General features: G+C 60.1%; 16 protein-coding genes. 4 read left to right on the forward strand and 12 right to left on the reverse strand.

Annotated features, from left to right (window positions below; genetic code table 11):
- Nucleotides 1-4 precede the first annotated feature (4 nt).
- The 3 genes from KVG88_RS14770 to KVG88_RS14780 all read right to left on the reverse strand — a co-directional run bounded on the left by KVG88_RS14770 (nucleotide 5) and on the right by KVG88_RS14780 (nucleotide 3,544).
- The gene (locus KVG88_RS14770; protein ID WP_008057117.1) at nucleotides 5-1,255 is read right to left on the reverse strand and encodes a sarcosine oxidase subunit beta; all 1,251 of its coding nucleotides are present in this window, start codon (nucleotides 1,253-1,255) and stop codon (nucleotides 5-7) included.
- Nucleotides 1,256-1,278: 23 nt separating this feature from the next.
- Nucleotides 1,279-2,532: a serine hydroxymethyltransferase gene (glyA, locus tag KVG88_RS14775; RefSeq protein WP_217871901.1), complete on the reverse strand. Its 1,254-nt coding sequence runs from the start codon at nucleotides 2,530-2,532 to the stop codon at nucleotides 1,279-1,281.
- A gap of 283 nt (nucleotides 2,533-2,815) precedes the next feature.
- Complete coding sequence (locus KVG88_RS14780) at nucleotides 2,816-3,544, reverse strand: TraX family protein (protein WP_224792413.1); 729 nt, start codon at nucleotides 3,542-3,544, stop codon at nucleotides 2,816-2,818.
- Nucleotides 3,545-3,675: 131 nt separating this feature from the next.
- On the opposite strand from KVG88_RS14780, the gene KVG88_RS14785 reads away from it, so the two are divergent.
- Entirely contained in the window at nucleotides 3,676-4,716 is a 1,041-nt protein-coding gene (locus KVG88_RS14785) for a threonine aldolase family protein (protein ID WP_150705244.1), read from the forward strand.
- A 186-nt stretch (nucleotides 4,717-4,902) separates the two neighbouring features.
- Nucleotides 4,903-5,727 carry an SDR family oxidoreductase gene (locus KVG88_RS14790; RefSeq protein WP_217871902.1) on the forward strand — a complete coding sequence of 275 codons (825 nt, stop codon included), beginning with the start codon at nucleotides 4,903-4,905 and terminating at the stop codon, nucleotides 5,725-5,727.
- A gap of 133 nt (nucleotides 5,728-5,860) precedes the next feature.
- Here KVG88_RS14790 and gbcB read toward each other — a convergent pair whose 3' ends face one another.
- Nucleotides 5,861-6,961, reverse strand: coding sequence for a glycine betaine monooxygenase reductase subunit (gbcB, locus tag KVG88_RS14795; protein WP_150705242.1), 1,101 nt, complete (start codon nucleotides 6,959-6,961; stop codon nucleotides 5,861-5,863).
- A 283-nt stretch (nucleotides 6,962-7,244) separates the two neighbouring features.
- On the opposite strand from gbcB, the gene gbca reads away from it, so the two are divergent.
- Entirely contained in the window at nucleotides 7,245-8,540 is a 1,296-nt protein-coding gene (gbca, locus tag KVG88_RS14800; protein WP_217871903.1) for a glycine betaine monooxygenase oxygenase subunit, read from the forward strand.
- 731 nt (nucleotides 8,541-9,271) lie between these two features.
- On the opposite strand, the gene KVG88_RS14805 is transcribed toward gbca, so the two are convergent.
- From KVG88_RS14805 to KVG88_RS14840, 8 genes are all read right to left on the reverse strand, one after another.
- Complete coding sequence (locus KVG88_RS14805; RefSeq protein ID WP_217871904.1) at nucleotides 9,272-10,507, reverse strand: retropepsin-like aspartic protease; 1,236 nt, start codon at nucleotides 10,505-10,507, stop codon at nucleotides 9,272-9,274.
- Nucleotides 10,508-10,655: 148 nt separating this feature from the next.
- On the reverse strand, nucleotides 10,656-11,222 hold the full coding sequence (locus tag KVG88_RS14810; RefSeq protein ID WP_217871905.1) for a GNAT family N-acetyltransferase: 567 nt from the start codon (nucleotides 11,220-11,222) through the stop codon (nucleotides 10,656-10,658).
- A 123-nt stretch (nucleotides 11,223-11,345) separates the two neighbouring features.
- Nucleotides 11,346-12,116 carry an electron transfer flavoprotein subunit beta gene (gene etfB / locus KVG88_RS14815; protein WP_150705237.1) on the reverse strand — a complete coding sequence of 257 codons (771 nt, stop codon included), beginning with the start codon at nucleotides 12,114-12,116 and terminating at the stop codon, nucleotides 11,346-11,348.
- Between the two features lie 15 nt (nucleotides 12,117-12,131).
- The gene (etfA, locus tag KVG88_RS14820; protein WP_217871906.1) at nucleotides 12,132-13,352 is read right to left on the reverse strand and encodes an electron transfer flavoprotein subunit alpha; all 1,221 of its coding nucleotides are present in this window, start codon (nucleotides 13,350-13,352) and stop codon (nucleotides 12,132-12,134) included.
- Nucleotides 13,352-15,298 carry a dimethylglycine demethylation protein DgcB gene (dgcB, locus tag KVG88_RS14825; protein ID WP_217871907.1) on the reverse strand — a complete coding sequence of 649 codons (1,947 nt, stop codon included), beginning with the start codon at nucleotides 15,296-15,298 and terminating at the stop codon, nucleotides 13,352-13,354. Before dgcB ends, etfA begins: the two co-directional genes overlap by 1 nt.
- 142 nt (nucleotides 15,299-15,440) lie before the next feature.
- A complete protein-coding gene (gene dgcA / locus KVG88_RS14830) occupies nucleotides 15,441-17,501 on the reverse strand; it encodes a dimethylglycine demethylation protein DgcA (protein ID WP_150705234.1) in 2,061 nt (686 codons plus the stop codon).
- Between the two features lie 15 nt (nucleotides 17,502-17,516).
- Complete coding sequence (locus KVG88_RS14835; RefSeq protein ID WP_027617090.1) at nucleotides 17,517-18,047, reverse strand: DUF5943 domain-containing protein; 531 nt, start codon at nucleotides 18,045-18,047, stop codon at nucleotides 17,517-17,519.
- Between the two features lie 168 nt (nucleotides 18,048-18,215).
- Nucleotides 18,216-19,193: a dipeptidase gene (locus KVG88_RS14840; RefSeq protein WP_056853892.1), complete on the reverse strand. Its 978-nt coding sequence runs from the start codon at nucleotides 19,191-19,193 to the stop codon at nucleotides 18,216-18,218.
- 224 nt (nucleotides 19,194-19,417) lie between these two features.
- On the opposite strand from KVG88_RS14840, the gene KVG88_RS14845 reads away from it, so the two are divergent.
- Nucleotides 19,418-19,819 (forward strand): lysozyme inhibitor LprI family protein, encoded by a 402-nt coding sequence (locus tag KVG88_RS14845; protein WP_150701671.1) that lies wholly within the window; start codon nucleotides 19,418-19,420, stop codon nucleotides 19,817-19,819.
- Nucleotides 19,820-19,829: the final 10 nt, after the last annotated feature.

Here is a 19,829-nt window from a genome sequence, read left to right on the forward strand (position 1 = left end):
CCTGTTAGTGGGCAACCGCAGCAGCGCCGTGTTCATCGATCAACGCACCGTTGTGGAAACGGTCGATGGAGAAAGGTGCGGCCAGTGGGTGCATTTCACCCTTGGCCAAACTCGCGGCAAACACGTTGCCCGAGCCAGGTGTCGCCTTGAAGCCGCCGGTGCCCCAACCGCAGTTGAAGAACATGTTCGGTACCGGGGTTTTCGAAATGATCGGGCACGCATCCGGTGTGGTGTCGACGATGCCGCCCCACTGACGGTTCATACGTACGCGGGACAATACCGGGAACATCTCGACGATGGCCTGGACGGTGTGCTCGATCACCGGGTACGAACCACGCTGGCCATAGCCGTTGTAGCCGTCGATACCGGCGCCGATCACCAGGTCGCCCTTGTCGGACTGGCTGATGTAACCGTGTACGGCGTTGGACATGATCACGCTGTCGATAATCGGCTTGATCGGCTCGGACACCAGCGCTTGCAGCGGGTGGGATTCGATTGGCAGACGGAAACCGGCGAGCTTGGCCATGTGCCCGGAGTTACCGGCAGTGACCACGCCGACGCGCTTGGCGCCGATGAAGCCCTTGTTGGTTTCGACACCGATGCACACGCCGTTTTCCTTGCGGAAACCAATCACTTCGGTCTGCTGGATCAGGTCCACGCCCAAGGCGTCGGCGGCACGGGCAAAGCCCCAGGCCACGGCATCGTGACGGGCCACGCCGCCCCGACGCTGGACGGTGGCGCCCATCACCGGGTAGCGAGTGTTTTTCGAGCAGTCGAGGTACGGAATCTCGTCCGCCACTTGCTTGGCATCGAGCAGCTCGCCATCAACGCCGTTGAGGCGGTTGGCGCTGACCCGACGCTCGGAATCACGGATGTCCTGCAGGGTGTGGCACAGGTTGTAGACGCCACGCTGGGAGAACATCACGTTGTAGTTCAGGTCCTGGGACAGGCCTTCCCAGAGTTTCATCGCGTGTTCGTACAGGTGCGCCGACTCGTCCCACAGGTAGTTGGAGCGAACGATGGTGGTGTTGCGCGCGGTGTTACCACCGCCCAGCCAGCCCTTCTCGACCACGGCCACGTTGGTGATGCCGTGTTCCTTGGCCAGGTAGTAGGCGGTCGCCAGACCGTGCCCGCCACCACCGACGATGACCACGTCGTAGACCTTTTTCGGGGTCGGTGTGCGCCACATGCGCTGCCAGTTTTCGTGGTGGCTGAGGGAGTGTTTGAAGAGGCCGAAGCCCGAATAGCGTTGCATAGTCATTTACTCCAAAACCGCGCTCAGCGATAAACCGGGAAGTCCGCGCACAGTGCCGACACTTGCTGGGCAACATTGGCCTCGACATCGGCATCGCCGAGGTTGTCGAGGATGTCGCAGATCCAGCCGGCCAGCGTTACGCACTGGGTCACCTTGAAACCGCGCGTGGTCACCGCCGGGGTGCCAATGCGCAGGCCGGAGGTCACGAACGGCGACTGAGGATCGTTCGGGACAGCATTCTTGTTGACGGTGATGTGGGCGCGACCGAGGGCTGCGTCCGCTTCTTTGCCGGTAAGACCCTGACGGATCAGGCTGACCAGGAACAGATGGTTATCGGTACCGCCGGACACTACATCGTAGCCACGTTTGATAAATACGCTCGCCATCGCCTGGGCGTTGTCGATCACTTGTTGTTGGTAAGCCTTGAAGCCTGGCTCCAGCGCCTCTTTGAAGCACACGGCTTTACCGGCGATCACGTGCATCAGCGGGCCGCCCTGGGCACCAGGGAACACCGCGGCGTTGAGCTTTTTCTCGATCTCTTCATTGGCCTTGCACAGGATCAGGCCGCCACGTGGACCGCGCAGGGTCTTGTGCGTGGTGGTAGTGACCACATCGGCGTACGGCAGCGGGTTCGGGTACAGGCCAGCAGCGACCAGACCGGCCACGTGGGCCATGTCGACGAACAGCAGCGCGCCCACTTTGTCGGCGATCTGACGGAAGCGTGGGAAGTCCAGGGTCTTGGAGTAAGCCGAGAAACCGGCAACGATCATCTTCGGTTTGCACTCGACGGCCAGGCGCTCGACTTCGTCGTAATCGATCAGGCCGGTCTTGGTGTCGATGCCGTACTGCACGGCGTTGTACAGCTTGCCCGAGGACGACACTTTGGCACCGTGGGTCAAGTGACCGCCGTGGGCCAGGCTCATGCCCAGGATGGTGTCGCCGGCTTGCAGCAGGGCCAGGTACACGGCGCTGTTGGCCGAGGAACCGGAGTGCGGCTGGACGTTGGCGTAATCGGCACCGAACAGTTGCTTGGCGCGCTCGATGGCCAGGGCTTCAACCTTGTCGACGTGCTCGCAGCCACCGTAGTAGCGCTTGCCCGGATAGCCTTCGGCGTACTTGTTGGTCAGGCTGCTGCCTTGCGCTTCCATCACGCGTTTGCTGGTGTAGTTCTCCGACGCGATCAGCTCGATGTGATCTTCCTGGCGTTGCTCCTCGGCATTCATCGCCGCCAGCAGTGCATCGTCGTAACCCTGGATCTGGTCTTGCTTGCTGAACATCGCGTCTCTCCCAGCGGCATCTGTGCGCCATTCGTCTCGGTAAGGCACTGGCGTTTCGGCAGTGCCCTTTGATAGCGATGGTATGACCGGCGTCGAGAGGTCAAATGCCTACGGGCGCCACGCAAAGGTGCGTTTACGACATGGTGGGAAATGGCATGCCGAACACGATCCTCAATTCATCGAGAAACCCTGTGGGAGCTGGCTTGCCAGCGATGGCGTCACCACATCCGGCATTGATGGCGGCTGGTCCACCGCTATCGCTGGCAAGCCAGCTCCCACAGGGTCATGCAACGATCTGGCGGAGAAGTAACAACATGAGGAAATGCACGGGATACAGCGCATACGCCCACCGCCGCATCGGGGGTGGTTTTACGTCACGGGCGTGTCGCAATAAGAACAGCCCCAGCCATGGCGCAATCAGACAAGTGGCGGTAGCCGCCATGGCCACGTGATTGCCCAATCGAACAGAGTAATAAAGCACTTGCCATTGATTGGCGGCTAGGCACACCAACCCTGGCAACAAGGCGAAATACCACGAGCGATGGATCACCCAAAGCAACACCAGCGGCAACAGCACGCCAAAAAAACCAAACATCAATCGCTGTGAAAAGAAGGCCGCTAAAACCAGCGCGCCGATTGCCAACAGCCGCGATGGCAGGGTCGGTAGCTGCCAACCCCGAGCCACCAGCAAGCCAAGGGCAAGCGTGGGCAGTACGTTGAGCGTGTCAGGGTTGGGTATGAACAGGCGGTAGGGAATTTCGCTGGCGGCACTAAACAGCAGCAACCATCCCAGATAACGCCACTGCCCACCGCTCGCCTGCGCCGGCTTGCGCGCCACGTTCGCCGCCATCGCCAGACAAAACCACGGAAACGCCAGGCGCCCCGGCACATACAGCAGATCGATGGAATATCCGACATATCGCAGGTGATCAAGCACCATGCTCAAAAGCGCCAGCCACTTCAGCAGATCCAGTGCCCCGTCGCGCTGCTTTAAGTGCATAGTCGCGTGCATAATCGTCCTTCGATTGTGTATTTTCCTGACAGCAACATCCCGTGTGCTCCCCGAATGATCTTCGGTAAAGTGCGCACCCTCATTGACCACGGGTCGCTTCACCATAGGCGTCCCGACCACGGAAGCAGGCCATGACCGATAAGAGCCAACAATTCGCCAGCGACAACTATTCCGGCATTTGCCCTGAAGCCTGGGCTGCCATGGAACAGGCCAACCACGGCCACCAGCGCGCATACGGCGACGACGAGTGGACCGCCCGCGCGTCCGACGGTTTCCGCAAACTGTTCGAAACCGACTGCGAAGTGTTCTTCGCCTTTAACGGTACTGCCGCCAACTCGCTGGCCCTGTCGTCGCTGTGCCAGAGTTACCACAGCGTGATCTGCTCGGAAACCGCCCACGTCGAAACCGACGAATGCGGCGCGCCGGAATTCTTTTCCAACGGCTCCAAACTGCTGATCGCCCGCACTGAAAACGGCAAGCTGACACCAGAATCGATCCGCGAGGTTGCGCTCAAGCGCCAGGACATTCACTACCCGAAACCGCGCGTCGTGACCCTGACTCAAGCCACCGAAGTCGGCAGTGTCTACACCCCGGACGAAATCCGCGCCATCAGCGCGACCTGCAAAGAATTGGGCCTGAACCTGCACATGGACGGCGCGCGTTTCTCCAACGCCTGTGCATACCTCGGCTGCTCGCCTGCCGACCTGACCTGGAAGGCCGGCGTCGACGTGCTGTGCTTCGGCGGCACGAAAAACGGCATGGCAGTGGGTGAGGCAATCCTGTTCTTCAACCACAAACTGGCCGAAGACTTTGACTATCGCTGCAAGCAGGCCGGGCAACTGGCGTCGAAGATGCGCTTCCTGTCGGCGCCGTGGGTCGGAATCCTCGAAAACGACGCGTGGCTCAAGTACGCCAACCACGCCAACCACTGCGCGCAATTGCTTGCCGAACTGGTCGGCGACATTCCAGGTGTCGAGCTGATGTTCCCGGTTCAGGCTAACGGCGTGTTCCTGCAACTGTCGGAACCGGCCATCGCCGCGCTGACTGCCAAGGGTTGGCGCTTCTACACCTTCATCGGCAACGGCGGCGCACGCTTCATGTGCTCGTGGGACACCGAAGAAGAGCGCGTGCGTGAGCTGGCCCGCGACATCCGCGAAGTCATGACCGCCTGACCCCGATCCCGTAGGAGCTGCCGCAGGCTGCGATCTTTTGATTCGGTTTTTTCAAAATCAAAAGATCGCAGCCTGCGGCAGCTCCTACAGGGAACTCGACTCCTCCCTCCACCTTGAAAGACATCGTCTACATTGACTGACGAGCCGCTTCTATCCGCTCACATAACAATAACCAGGAGCGTACGCATGTCATTGCAAGGCAAAACCCTGTTCATCACTGGCGCCAGCCGTGGCATCGGCCGCGAGATCGCTTTGCGCGCCGCGCGTGATGGCGCCAACATCGTGATCGCCGCTAAAAGTGCCGAACCCCACGCCAAGCTGCCGGGGACGATCTTCAGTGTGGCGCAGGAAGTGGAAGCCGCCGGTGGCAAGGCGCTGGCCTTGCAGGTGGACGTGCGTGAAGAGGCTGCCGTGCGCGACGCACTGGCCCAAGCCAATGAACATTTCGGTGGCATCGACGCGTTGGTCAACAACGCCGGCGCGATCAAGTTGACCGGTGTTCAGCACATCGAACTCAAGCGCTTCGACCTGATGCACCAGATCAACACCCGCGCCGTTTTGCTGTGCAGCCAGGCGGCGCTGCCGTACCTGAAGAAGTCCGGAGGGCACATCCTCAACCTGTCGCCGCCGCTGAACCTGGCCAGCAAATGGTTCGCCCAGTACAGCCCGTACACCGTGACCAAATACGGCATGAGCATGCTGACCGTGGGCATGAGCGAGGAATTCAAGAACTACGGCATCAGCGTCAACTCGCTATGGCCGCAGACCATGATTGCCACGGCGGCGATCGAGTTTCAGTTGGGCTCACGGGAGTCGTTCAAGCATGCGCGCACGCCGGCGATCATGGCGGATGCGGCGCATGTGATTCTGAGCAGCAGCGGACGCAGCCTGACCGGGCGCTTGTTGATTGATGAGGAAATTTTGCGGGAAAGCGGAGTGACGGAATTCGAACGTTATCGGTTCGCGCCGGACAGCAACGAAAAACTCATGACCGACCTATTCGTCGACTGACGATATCCACACCCTCTGTAGGAGCTGTCTCGTGAAACGAGGCGGCGATCTTTTGACTTTGATTTTAAAGATCAAGATCAAAAGATCGCCGCCTCGTTTCACGAGACAGCTCCTACAAGGTACTGCGTGTTGATCAGAACTCGATGCGCACGTCGCCCTTCGGCACGCTGCAGCACGACAGGATGAACCCGTCGGCTTCGTCTTCTTCGGTGATCCCGCCGTTGTGTTCCATCTCCACTTCACCGCCCAGCTTCAGCACCTTGCAGGTACCGCAAATGCCCATGCCGCAGGCTTTCGGGATCAGCAGGCCGACCTTGGCTGCAGCCGCATGCACCGTCTCGCCTGGTGCCACGCGAATGCTTTTGCCCGAAGCGGTGAATTCCACTTGATGCAAGTCCGCCACGTCGAGTTCCGGTGCGTCGGCCGCTTGCTCGGCGTGCTCCACGGCGTCGGCCCGCGCCTCTGGCGGGGTCGCACCGAAGGATTCTTCGTGGTAACGCGACATGTCGAAACCAGCGGCTTCGAGCAAGCGCTTCACCGCGTTCATGTACGGCGTCGGGCCGCAGCAGAACACTTCGCGCTCGAGGAAGTCAGGAACCATCAGTTCCAGCATCTTATGATTGAGGTATCCGCGATAACCGGCCCATGGCTCGCCCAGTCCGTGCTTCTCGCAGATAAGGTGCAGGCTGAAGTTATCGATCCGCGACGCCATGTGTTCCAGTTCGCGGTGATAGATGATGTCTTTGGGCGAACGGGCACTGTGGATAAACGTCATGTCGACGTTGGCGTTGGTGTCGTAGAACCAGCGCGCCATGGACATGCACGGGGTGATGCCCACGCCGCCACTCAGGTACAGGATTTTCGGGCTCGGGAAGTCGATGGCGTTGAACAGGCCCACCGGTCCGTGCACCGCCAGCTCCTGGCCTTCGTGCAACGTGTCGTGCAACCAGTTGGAAACCCGCCCGCCCGGCACACGCTTGATGGTCACCGAAAAGCTGTACGGCACCGACGGCGAGCTGGAAATGGTGTACGAGCGCATGATCGGCTCACCTTCGATCTCCAGCTCCAGGGTGACGAACTGCCCTGGTTTGAAGAAGAACATGATCGGCTGGTCGGCCATGAAACAGAAGGTGCGCACATCCCAGGTTTCCTGGATGACTTTGACGCAACGGACGATGTGTCGACCATTGGCCCAGGTCTGGGTGGTTACCGGGTTCAGGAAGCTGTTGGACATGCTGATCTCCACGGCCGACTGTCGGCCTTCATGTTGGCGATTCTGCGTATAGCGCGAACCACCCATTTACCTATCTGCGACATTCACATGCTTATCGCGACCAGCCCGCAACTACCGGGGCTTGCGCGTCGGGAACAGATTGCATCATGTCGCCCATGGATAAGGTTCTGGCCAGCGCCGGCCCCACACTCGCTCCACACAACGACTGCTTTTTTACACCTTGCGTAGCAAACCTGATTAGCCACTTTCGCCGGCCACACAGAATGGCCTTGAGGATTAAACGATGGACGTCACTACTACCCTGAGCCTGGGCGATCCGCTGGAACCCGCACGCAAGGCCACCGCGCAAATGCTGCAAGAGCGCGAGCGCACGTTCTCGCTGCCGCAGCCGTTTTACTCGGACGAGCGCCTGTTTGATATCGACATGCAGGAAATCTTTCAGAAAGAGTGGTTGATCGCCGGCATGACCTGCGAGATCCCGACCAAGGGCAACTACCTGACCCTGCAAGTCGGCAAGAACCCGATCATCGTCATCCGCGGCGCCGAAGGCGTGGTGCATGCGTTCCACAACGTCTGCCGCCACCGTGGCTCGCGCCTGTGCACCAGTGAGAAAGGCAAGGTCGCCAAACTGGTTTGCCACTACCACCAGTGGACCTACGAACTCGACGGTCGCCTGCTGTTCGCCGGCACCGAAATGGGTGCCGACTTCGACATGAAGCAGTACGGCCTCAAACCGGTGAGCGTGAAGACCGCCGGCGGCTACATCTTCATCAGCCTGTCGGAGAACCCGCCAGCCATCGATGACTTCCTGTCGACGCTGAACCATTACATGGAACCGTACGACATGGAGAACACCAAGGTGGCGATCACTACCACCTTGATGGAAAAGGCCAACTGGAAACTGGTGCTTGAAAACAACCGCGAGTGCTACCACTGCAACGCGTCGCACCCGGAACTGTTGAAAACCCTGCTGGAATGGGACGACGTCACCGACCCGCGCGCCGACCAGGCCTTCAAAGACCACGTCGCCGCCTCCGCCGCTGCCTGGGAAGCCGAGAAGATCCCTTACGCCCACGCCAGCTTCGGCCTGCGTAACCGCATCGTGCGCATGCCGCTGCTTAAAGGCACCGTGTCGATGACCCTCGACGGCAAACAGGGCTGCGCCAAGCTCATGGGGCGCATCAAGAACCCGGACCTGGGCTCGATGCGCATCCTGCACCTGCCGCACTCCTGGAACCACTGCATGGGCGACCACATCATCGTGTTCACCGTGTGGCCGATCAGCGCCCAGGAAACCATGGTCACCACCAAGTGGATCGTGCACAAGGACGCGGTCGAAGGCGTGGACTACGACGTCGACCGCATGCGTCAGGTGTGGGACGCCACCAACGACCAGGACCGTCGTCTGGCTGAAGAGAACCAGCGCGGCATCAACTCCACCGCGTACCAGCCGGGGCCTTACTCCAAGACCTATGAGTTTGGTGTGGTGAACTTTGTGGATTGGTACAGCGAACGCCTGCTGAGCAACCTGGGCGCCGAGCCTGCGCCTTACCTCAAGGGTGTTCCAGTTCAAGGTTAATCAGAGCAAAAGATCGCAGCCTACGGAATCACACGATCCGTGTAGGAGCTGCCGCAGGGCTGCGATCTTTTATTGGCAATACCTCGATCGATTAGAACTGTACGAAATATGATCTATTTCGTTCCCGACTATATCGACCGCCGCTTTCAGCCTTCCGCAAACAAGTTATCCACACCTCCACCCACAGCTATTGGGGACAAGTGTGGATTCCTCGAAAAAATTCTCCGCAGAAACCAAAGAAAATCCGTGACTTATCCAGAACATCGAATTTTCGTTGCGCCTGATCGTTTTTTGATCAATCACCTGAAAGCCACGTAATCCATGGCTCGTAGAGGATGGCAAACACCTTATCCACAGAAGCGCCAACAGACTTTGGGGGCAACTTATTCACCGCTGTGGAAAACCGCTGAAAGCCTCGAAAAATACGGCGTTGCGCACGCTGTAACGCCTTAAACCCATGATTTGATCATTATTTAACCAGATCCTTGTAAGCCACGTTCTACAAGGCCTGTAGCACTAAGCAAACATCTTATCCACAGAAGCGCCAACAGAGATTGGGGGCAAGTTTTACCCTTAAAGCGGTCTCATTCCCTGAAAAATGCTTTGAAAAACCGTACGTTACGCTGAGTGTTTTTTGATCGATCGCCTGGAGCCCACGGTTCGCATGGCTTTGAGCAAGGGACGAACATGTTATCCACAGAGGCGCTCACAGGGATTGTGGGTAAACAGACTCAAACCTTGTTGAAACACGATCGCCCTGCCTCGACATCCAGATTCAACTCAAAGTCATCGAACGCTCGCCAACCCAGCAAAATCGACGGCACATACCGTCCCAGCACCCACGACGGGGGAATGGTGAAGCCCGGGTAGTATTTGTAGGTGATCGCCAGGCTATGGCCCGGCAGGTTCAGCACACCCTTGAAAGTTTGATAGCGCTGCTTGTCGGCGGGGTTGAGGGGTGAGCTGCCCGGTGTCAGGGTCTTCACGACATTGACCTGGTCCCCCGGCAGCGCCGACGTCAGGTAATCAACGTTGCCGGTGTCGACAATCGCCTGTGTGGTCCGGTTATCCAGGCGTGCGGCGATGACCAGGCGCTGGTTGATATCCACACGTGAATACACAATCGGCGACTCACACCGTGCGGCAGGCGCGGGGTTGATCTCCAGGGTCTTACGGGAGATTTTCAACCGTCCCAGCTTGCTGATCAGGTCGAGCCCAAGCAAGTTGTCCCGGTCGCTGACGAATACCAGCACGTGGTCGAATTCGCTGGAGCCCACCTTGATCGATTCCAGAATCCCCAGTCGGGCGGTCAGGTCGCTCTCGCCATAAAACGTGCTGTAGGCGTAGTGGGAGTCGCTCAACAAGGTGATGCCCATTAGCTTCGCCGTGTCGTAATTGACCCGGGTTTGCGGGGCCCCGGTGTCGAGAATGAAACGCGCCGAATGGCCGTTGGCCGCCTCGACATCGATGAACGGCAATACCTCTTCAGCGACGAAAAAATCACTGGCGTAGGGATGGATCCTGAGCACTTCGCGGCGCGCGGTTTTTCTCACGACAAAGTCGTCTGCCGCCCTCAGGATCGCGAGGGACTGGCTCCCGAACATCGAGAACAGAACGTTCAACTCTGGATTGGCGGCGATGGCCAGGGCGTGTTGACGCTTGATCGACAGAAAGTAATCCGGCAGCTGGTTGGCGGCTTTGTCCTCGAACATCCGGGCAATCACGGATACCGAACAGTTAAGGTGCTTCGCGGCATCCAGCACCCGCTCGCAACGCTGGCGCATTTGCGCCAGCGAGGCCTTCTGACCTTGATCGGTCATCAGCCACTGATCAAAGTCCTGATCGGCCCCACGTAGCGCCTCGGGCGCTTTCGTCTGAGTAGCCGACAGCGTTGCCACAGACACACACATGCCCCATGCAAAGAGCAGCAAAGACCGCCAGACAGTCTTCATATTCAACCCATTCATAAAAGACGAGTTTTATGAGCAAGCGCTGAATGTCTGAGATCCCGGAACCGTGCTGCACCCTTAAACAGCGCATGGGAAATTTTAGCTCACCGTGAAGGTGAGCCATGGCTTTGTGGATAACTTCGTGCAGCCGGTTTTTGAGGCCGGATCAAGGCCTGTGCATAAGGTGCGCGTCACCCGTGACGCGAATCATCGGATGCGGCGTAACCTGGCAGGTCTTGATGACCCCAAAACCGTGCCGTTCATAAAAACGCCGCGCACCGGTGTTGGCGGCGTAGTCGATCAGGCTCAAGCCCTTGAGCCCGAGGCGGTTGGCGCGTTGCTGGGCATGGGCCAGAAATTGCACGCCCAGGCCCCGGTTGCGCCAGTCCTCGTGCAGGGCGAGGCTGGAGATGTAGAGCGTGTCGGGCACTTCCATGTCGGCGTACGGCGCCAGCACCGGGTCGGTGGTGGGCACGGCCTCAGGGTCGTGGCGCATGACGTAGCTGTGCATCATGCCGATGACTTGACCGTCAGCTTCGGCAATCAGGCAGTTCTGGTAAGAGAAGTCCACGTCGTCGCGGGCATAACGGATGGCGCCGACGTCGAGCAAATCCTGGCCAGGCTCGGCCAACTGGCTCCAGATGTAATCCGACGCGCCTTCCGATGAGATCTGGAACAGACGCGCAATCTCCCGCGCATCGGCGCGCACTGCCGAGCGAAATTTAACGGTCATGATTTTTCTCTGCCAGGTTATACATTCCACCCGTAGGAGCTGCCGAAGGCTGCGATCTTTTGACTTTGGATTGTAAAAAACAAGATCAAAAGATCGCAGCCTGCGGCAGCTCCTACAGAAGCATCAGCGGACCACGCCTTCTTCGATCAGCAACTTGAGGATGGCCTCGGCCCCCGCCTGCGCCGTTACGCCTTTAAGCACTTGTCCCCCTCCACCGCTGGCTTTCGCCGTTGCGGCTTTCATCCGGTCGGCGCCGCTCTTGGCCTTGATCACCTTCAAGCGTTTTGGCCGCGGCTTGGCTGGTTGCAAGGTGGCAACTGCCAGCAATTCATCGTCGACGATTTCCACGTCATCGGCCTGCAGCACTCCGCGTCGCGCCGGGCCGTAAGCACTTTGCCGAGGCTTCGGCGCGGCGTTATCCACCGTTGCCAGAAACGGCAAACGCACTTTCAGCCGACGACGCTGACCACGAGGCAAAGCTTGCAGCACGAGCGCCGAACCGCCGTCGATGGACTCGACCTGCGCCAGTCCCACCACCAGCGGCCAGCCAAGGCCTTCGGCCAGCAGGAACGGCAACATGCCCGAACCTTCGCCGGTTTCCGCCTGACTGCCGGTCAGCACCACTTGTGCGCCGGCGTCGCGCAAATACGCGGTCAACGCCGGCAGCGCATCGGCGCCTTGCGGCTGTTCCAGCACATGGAGTTGTTCAAGACCCATACCCAGATAGGCACGCAGCGCAGGCTCGGCGACGTCGCCGGCATGCAGCACCTGCAAGTTATCCCCAGCCAGTTGCAGACCCAGTTCCACCGCCCGCGCATCTTGCTCCGCTCGACGTGGCCGACCGGACGTCGGGTGGGCACCGATGGACACCAGGCTGATGATTTTCGTGCTCATAACCCTTTCCTTCCCTTAAGCCGCATCGCGCTTGGCGTCGTTGCGGTAAGCCTCTACCGCCGCGATCAAGGCTTGAAGAATCTCGGCACTTTCACCGATCACCGACAGGTCGGCCCGTTTGATCATGTCGCAACCAGGGTCGAGGTTGATCGCCACCACCTTGTCGCAGGCACCGATGCCTTGCAGGTGCTGGATCGCCCCGGAAATCCCCACCGCCACGTAGACCCGTGCAGTGACCCAGGTGCCCGACGCGCCGACCTGGCGATCGCGGGCCATGTAACCATCGTCCACCGCCACCCGGGATGCACCTTCGGTGGCCCCCAGCGCTACGGCGGTCTGGTGGAACAACGCCCAATCCTTGACCCCGTTGCCACCCGAGAAGATGAACTCCGCTTCGGCCATCGGAATTGCCGCCGGGTCCACCGCCACAGCCCCCAGATCCTCGATGCGCGAGAGACTGCGGGCCACGGTTGTGGATAACTCTACCGGCAAGGCTTCGTGACGGGTTTCGCTGACCGGTTCAGCACATTCCACGGCCGCCAGAATCAAGCGCGCCACCGGGCGGGCCAAATCCTGCAGACCGGCGCCAGCGCGACCAATGCACTCCTGATCCTTGACCTGCCAGACTCGGGTGGCCGGGCGTTCGCCCAGTGCAGCCGCGAAGCGTCGACCCAGTTCGCCACCACCGCTGCGGCTGTCCGGCAACAGCCAATGACGCGGGTTGAACTGGTTATCCACAGCCCGCAGGCCCTGGACACGTTGCTCCGGTGCATAACCGCTGAACTCTTCGCCATCGAGCACCAGCAAGCGATCGACGCCGGCGGTGGCAAATGCGCTTTCCTTGTGTTCACCGAACACCACGGCCAGTACCGCGCCGTCGCTGCCGGCCAATTGATGGGCCAGGCCCAACAGGTCGCGGTCGTGGCTGCCCAAGCGGCCACCAACCATGTCCGGCACCACGCAAATGTAGAACGCCGGTGCTGGCACTTGATGCAGCGGCAATTGCACTTCAACGGCGGCGGTGCGCTTGGTGGCCCCGCCCTGTTGAGCACCACTGCGGTCGATGCGCTTGATTCCATTGGGGCCGATAAAACCGACGCCATGCAGGTTCTTGCGGATGACGCCATTGGGTCCCATCCAGCTGTGTTGCGCCGGTTGCATGGCCGCATGCAGCGGATGCAAGCGGTTGCGGGCGATCCATTCAGCACGGGGGTCGCGTCGAATAATGTCGCTCATCAGTGCACCTCCGCAGGTTCACGTTTGGCCGGTGTCGATGGCTTGGCGGCTTCGTCTTCAAGCAATGCATCGGCCACCAGTTCGGCGATGTCCTTGATCAGCGGCCTTGGTTCGACCACGCCTTCGAGCATCGCCGTGCACTGTGGACAACCCACGGCCACCAACTCGGCGCCGGTCTCGCGAATGTCTTCCATGCGCATGTCGGGAATCCGCTGCTTGCCCGGAATGTCGGTGATCGGCGCGCCGCCGCCACCGCCGCAGCAACGCGAACGGAAACCGGAACGTTGCATCTCTTTGACTTCAATCCCGAGCGCACGCAGCACCTGGCGCGGCGCCTCGTATTCGCCGTTGTAGCGGCCGAGGTAGCACGGGTCGTGATAGGTCACGCTGTCGCCTTTGTGCTGGCCGAGGTTCAGCGCACCGGCCTGGATGATTTCAGCCATGTAGGTGCTGTGGTGCTGTACCAGATAGTTGCCGTCGAAAGCGCCGTACTCATTTTTCAGCACATGAAAGCTGTGCGGATCGCAAGTGACGATGCGGTTGAAGCTGTACTTGGCCAGGGTCTGGATGTTGCGCTTGGCCAACAATTGGAAAGTCGCTTCGTCGCCCAGGCGCCGTGCCACGTCGCCGCTGTCGCGCTCTTCGAGGCCGAGCACGGCGAAGTCGATTTTCGCTGCCTTGAGCACTTTGACGAACGCGCGCAGGGTGCGCTGGTTGCGCATGTCGAAAGCGCCGTCGCCGACCCAGAACAGCACGTCGGTGGACTTCTTCTCGCTGAGCAGATTGAGGTTCAAATCCGCCGCCCAGTTCATCCGCCCGCCCGGTGCAAAACCGCCCGGGTTGTCGGTGGCGATCAGGTTCTCCAGGACTTCGGCACCCTTGTTCGGGGTTGCGCCTTTTTCCAGTGTCAGGTGACGACGCATGTCGACGATGGCATCGACGTGCTCGATCATCATCGGGCATTCCTCGACGCAGGCGCGGCAGGTGGTGCAGGACCACAGCGTCTCGGCATCGACCAGACCGTTGACGATCGGTTGATGCGGATTGCCAGCATGCTCGCCAATCGGCTTGCCCGGATACGGGCTGCCAGCGAACTTGGCATCGGTGCCGCCAGCAAGCCCGACGACCATGTCCTGAATCAGTTTTTTCGGGTTCAGCGGCTGGCCGGCGGCGAACGCCGGACACGCGGCTTCGCATTTACCGCACTGCACGCAGGCATCGAAACCGAGCAACTGGTTCCAAGTGAAATCCTTGGGTTTTTCCACGCCCAGCGGTGCGCTCGGGTCGCTGAGGTCCAGCGGTTTCAAACCGGTGGAACGGCCGCCACCAAAGCGTTCGGCGCGACTGTGCCAGGCCAGGTGCAAAGCACCGGCGAAGGCGTGCTTCATTGGCCCGCCCCAGGTCATGCCGAAAAACAATTCGGACACGCCCCACAACACGCCGACACCGAGAATCGCCGCCAGCAGCCAGCCACCGAAGTTTTCCGGGAGGATCCCGGCCACGGGCAAGGTCAACAGGAAGAAGGAGGCCGAGAACGCCAGCAGGCTTTTCGGTAGGCGCATCCACGGGCCTTTCGACAGGCGTGAAGGCGGGTTGCGTCGACGCAGATAAACGAAGATCGCGCCGACGAACATCACCGCGGACATCAGCAACAGTGCATAACCGAGGATACGGTTATGCAGGCCGAAACCGTGCACCAGAATCGCCAGCACGATGGACGCCACCGCACCGCCGGCCGTGGCCACGTGGGTGTTGGCGATGTACTTGTCGCGCGCCACCACGTGGTGCAAGTCGACCATGTAGCGCTTGGGCATGGCGAACAGGCCGCCGATCAGGTCGACCTTCGAGGCCCGGCCCCGGCGCCACATGGCTACCCGCCGCAACGCGCCGAGGACGCCAAGGCCCAGGGCAGCGAACAACAGGATTGGAAGAAGGGTGTTCAACATGGTGAAGCTCCCACCAGTACATCTTGGAGAAACACGGTCGGCGTAGGAGCTGCCGCAGGTTGCGATCTTTTGATCTTGATCTTAAAAACAAGATCAAAAGATCGCAGCCTTCGGCAGCTCCTACACAGGGGGTGTCAAAACCTTAGAAATCCTTGCACAACCGCAGCGCGTCATAGATCGCCGCATGCACGTTGCGCTGTGCCACGCAGTCGCCGATGCGGAACAGCAGGTAGCCGTCGCCGCTCTGCTCCAGACAAGGTTGCGGCTTGATCGCGAACAAGGCTTCGACGTCGATCTGGCCTTTGTTGCGCGAGCCTTCCTTCATCGCGTAGTAGATTTCCTCGTCCGGGCGCACACCGTTTTCGATGACCACCTGGTCCACCACCCGCTCTTCTTTGGCGCCGGTGTATTCGTTTTCCAGCACCGCCACCAGCTTGTCGCCTTCGCGGTAGACCTTCTCCAGCATCATGTCGCCGGTCATGATCACTTCTTTCGGGTACATGCTGCGGTAGTACGTCGGGAACGACGTACCGCCAATCGCCACGCCTGGCTTGATGTCGTCGGTGACGATCTCGACCTGGCTGCCCTTGTCCGCAATGAAGTCGGCGGTCGACATGCCGGTGAACTCGCAAATGGTGTCGTAGACCAACACGTTCTTGCCCGGCGCCACCTTGCCGTCGAGCACGTCCCAGCTGCTGACCACCAGGCCTTCAGCCGCGCCCCAGTGTTCGTTCTGCTCGATGAACGGGTGACCGCCGACGGCCAGCACCACCACGTCCGGACGCAAGTCCATGATGGTCGGCGCATCCGCCGCAGTGCCCAGGCGCAGGTCGACTTTCAAGCGCGCCAGTTCCAGCTGATACCAGCGGGTGATACCGGCAATCTGGTCCCGCTGCGGTGCTTTCGAGGCGGTGGTGATTTGCCCGCCGATGAATTCCTTCTTCTCGAACAGGGTCACGTCGTGGCCACGTTCGGCGGCAACGCGAGCGGCTTCCATCCCGGCAGGACCGGCACCGACCACCACCACCTTGCGTTTCACGCCGGTGGTTTTTTCGATGATGTGCGGCACGCCCATGTATTCACGGGACGTCGCCGCGTTCTGAATGCACAGCACATCCAGACCCTGGTACTGACGGTCGATGCAGTAGTTGGCGCCGACGCACTGCTTGATCTGGTCGATCTGGCCCATCTTGATCTTGGCGATCAGGTGCGGGTCAGCGATGTGCGCACGGGTCATGCCGACCATGTCGACGTAACCGCCTTCAAGGATACGCGTGGCCTGGTTCGGGTCCTTGATGTTCTGCGCGTGCAGCACCGGAACCTTGACCACTTCCTTGATACCGGCGGCCAGGTGCAGGAACGGCTCAGGCGGGTAGCTCATGTTCGGAATGACGTTGGCCAGGGTGTTGTGAGTGTCGCAACCCGAACCCACGACGCCGAGAAAATCGAGCATGCCGGTGTCATCGTAATACTTGGCGATCTGCTTCATGTCTTCATGGGACAGACCGTCCGGGTGGAACTCGTCGCCGCAGATGCGCATGCCCACGCAGAAATCGTCACCGACCTCGGCGCGCACGGCTTTCAAGACTTCCAGGCCGAATTTCATGCGGCCTTCAAAGGTGCCGCCCCATTCGTCAGTACGCTTGTTGACGCGCGGGCTCCAGAACTGGTCGATCATGTGCTGGTGCACCGCCGACAATTCCACGCCGTCCAGGCCACCGGCCTTGGCGCGACGTGCAGCCTGCGCGTAGTTGCCGATCACCCGCCAGATTTCTTCCGGTTCGATGGTCTTGCAGGTGGCACGGTGCACCGGCTCACGCACGCCCGAAGGCGACATCAGCGTTGGCCAGTTGAAACCGTCCCAACGCGAGCGACGGCCCATGTGGGTAATCTGGATCATGATCTTGGCGCCGTGCTTGTGCATGGCGTCGGCCAGATTCTGGAAGTGCGGAATGATGCGGTCGGTCGACAGGTTGACCGAACTCCACCACTCCTGCGGGCTGTCGATGGCGACCACCGACGAACCGCCGCAAATCGCCAGGCCGATCCCGCCCTTGGCTTTCTCTTCGTAATACTTGACGTACCGGTCAGTGGTCATGCCGCCGTCGGTGGCATAGACCTCGGCGTGCGCGGTGCTGAGCACGCGATTACGGATGGTCAGTTTGCCGATCTGGATCGGCTGGAACATTGCTTCGAAAGCCATGGCGGGTTCCTCGACTTACAACGGCTTGACGGTGAACAAGCCGTCTTCGTGGCCTTCTTCGGAGCCACCGTAGACTTGCTCGGCGACGGTGCGAATCTGGCTGCCACGGGCCTGCAGGATTTGATCCATGGCACCGGCAAACCAGCCAGTGAACATGTAGTCGACCTTGCGCCCGACTTTGCCGTACACGTAGACGAACGCCGAGTGTTCGAGCTTGACGCTGGCAGTGCCTTTGTCGAGGTCGATGTCCTGGATCTTGAACAGGCCCCAGCCACGTTGCGACAGGCGCTTCATGTAGTGCTCGAACACCGCGACGCCTTCCAGACCATGGCATTCAGCTTCTTTTTCACACCAGTGCCAGGCAGATTTGTAGCCGGCCTTGTAGAGGATTTCGGCGTAGGCATCGGCGCCCAGCACTTCCTCGATGCCCATGTGGTTGTTGACGAAGAAATGGCGCGGTACGTACAGCATCGGCAAGGCGTCGGAAGTCCAGACACCGGTTTCACTGTCGACTTCGATAGGCAATTGCGGGGCGATCTTGGCCATGGAAACTTAACTCCAGAAAATTCGTTGTGTTGTCGTGTCGTCCTGTAGCAACTGCCGAGGCACGAGGCTGCGTTGTGGTCCGCAGGACCGCCCTCGGGGGCCGCTTCGCAGCCCATCGCAGCCTCGTGCCTCGGCAGCTGCTACAGGTTTCGTTTTGTGGAAGTCGGGTTACTCGCCCCAAACATCCTTGAGGACGTTGACCCAGTTCTCGCCCATGATCTTGCGCACTACGCGCTCGGAATGGCCGCGCTTGAGCAGGGTTTCGGTCAGGTTCGGGAACTCGCCGACGGTGCGGATGCCCAGCGGGTTGATGATCTTGCCGAAGCTGGTCAGGCGGCGGGCGTAGCCCTTGTCGTGGGTCAGGTATTCGAAGAAGTCCTGGCCATGGCCCTGGGTGAAGTCGGTGCCGATGCCGATGGCGTCTTCGCCGACGATGTTCATGGTGTATTCGATGGCTTCGGCGTAATCGTCGATGGTCGAATCGATGCCCTTGGCGAGGAACGGCGCGAACATGGTCACGCCGACGAAACCGCCGTGGTCGGCGATGAACTTCAGCTCTTCATCGGACTTGTTGCGCGGGTGCTCTTTGAGACCCGACGGCAGGCAGTGGGAGTAGCAGACGGGTTTCTTCGATTCGAGAATGACCTCTTCGGAAGTCTTGGAACCGACGTGGGACAGGTCGCACATGACGCCCACACGGTTCATCTCGGCAACGATTTCGCGACCGAAGCCGGACAGGCCGCCGTCACGCTCGTAGCAACCGGTGCCCACCAGGTTCTGGGTGTTGTAGCACATCTGCACGATACCGACGCCGAGCTGCTTGAACACCTCGACATAGCCAATCTGGTCTTCAAACGCGTGGGCATTCTGGAAACCGAACAGGATGCCGGTCTTGCCGACTTCCTTGGCCTTGCGAATGTCAGCGGTGGTGCGCACCGGCATCACCAGGTCGCTGTTCTCGCGGATCAGTTTCTGGCTGGCGGCAATGTTGTTGACGGTAGCCTGGAAGCCTTCCCACACCGATACGGTGCAGTTGGCGGCGGTCAAACCGCCCTTGCGCATGTCTTCGAACAGCTCACGGTTCCACTTGGCAATAATCAGCCCGTCGATAACGATGCTGTCGGCGTGCAATTCGGCTGGGCTCATCAGGCTGTCCCCTTATTAGCGATTCATGCGCCGAATCGTCTGCCGGCGCTTTGGGGCCAGCATATGCCTCGGTGCGGGGGCAGCCGGGTGCAAAAACGACAGGGGAATTGCCGAAAGCGTCAATCCGCGACAAAGGGTCGTCGGCAGGCACTATTGGCGACCTGTTCAAGGCCGTCGGCTTGGGCCAGAATTCGCCCCATCACTGGAATAGAGCGGCGACCTGAATGAAATCCATCCTTCTGGCTTTGGCATTGATTGCGACCGGCGTACACGCAGCACAGGAGTCCGACGACAACCCGTGCGACAAAGTCGAAAACGACGTCCAGACCCTCGAGTGCTCGGCCTTCAGCAAAACCACCGCCGAAGACCTGCTCAGCGAAAACCTCAACAGCCTGAACGACCGCATGCAGTCGCTCTACGGCAAGAACCCGTCGCAACTGGCCGACATCACTGCCAAAATCAAAGCCGCCCAAGCCCAATGGCTGAAAACCCGTGACGCCGACTGCGCCGTGGAAGCCTTCCCCGCCACCACCGGCAGCAAGGCCTTCACCATGGCGCAGAACGATTGCGTGGCGCGAATGAGTGATGAACGGTCGGAGTTTTTGGAGTCGATTGGGCAGGAGTGATGCAATCGCC

Source organism: Pseudomonas azerbaijanoccidentalis (assembly GCF_019145495.1).
In the GTDB taxonomy this organism is placed as follows: domain Bacteria; phylum Pseudomonadota; class Gammaproteobacteria; order Pseudomonadales; family Pseudomonadaceae; genus Aquipseudomonas; species Aquipseudomonas azerbaijanoccidentalis.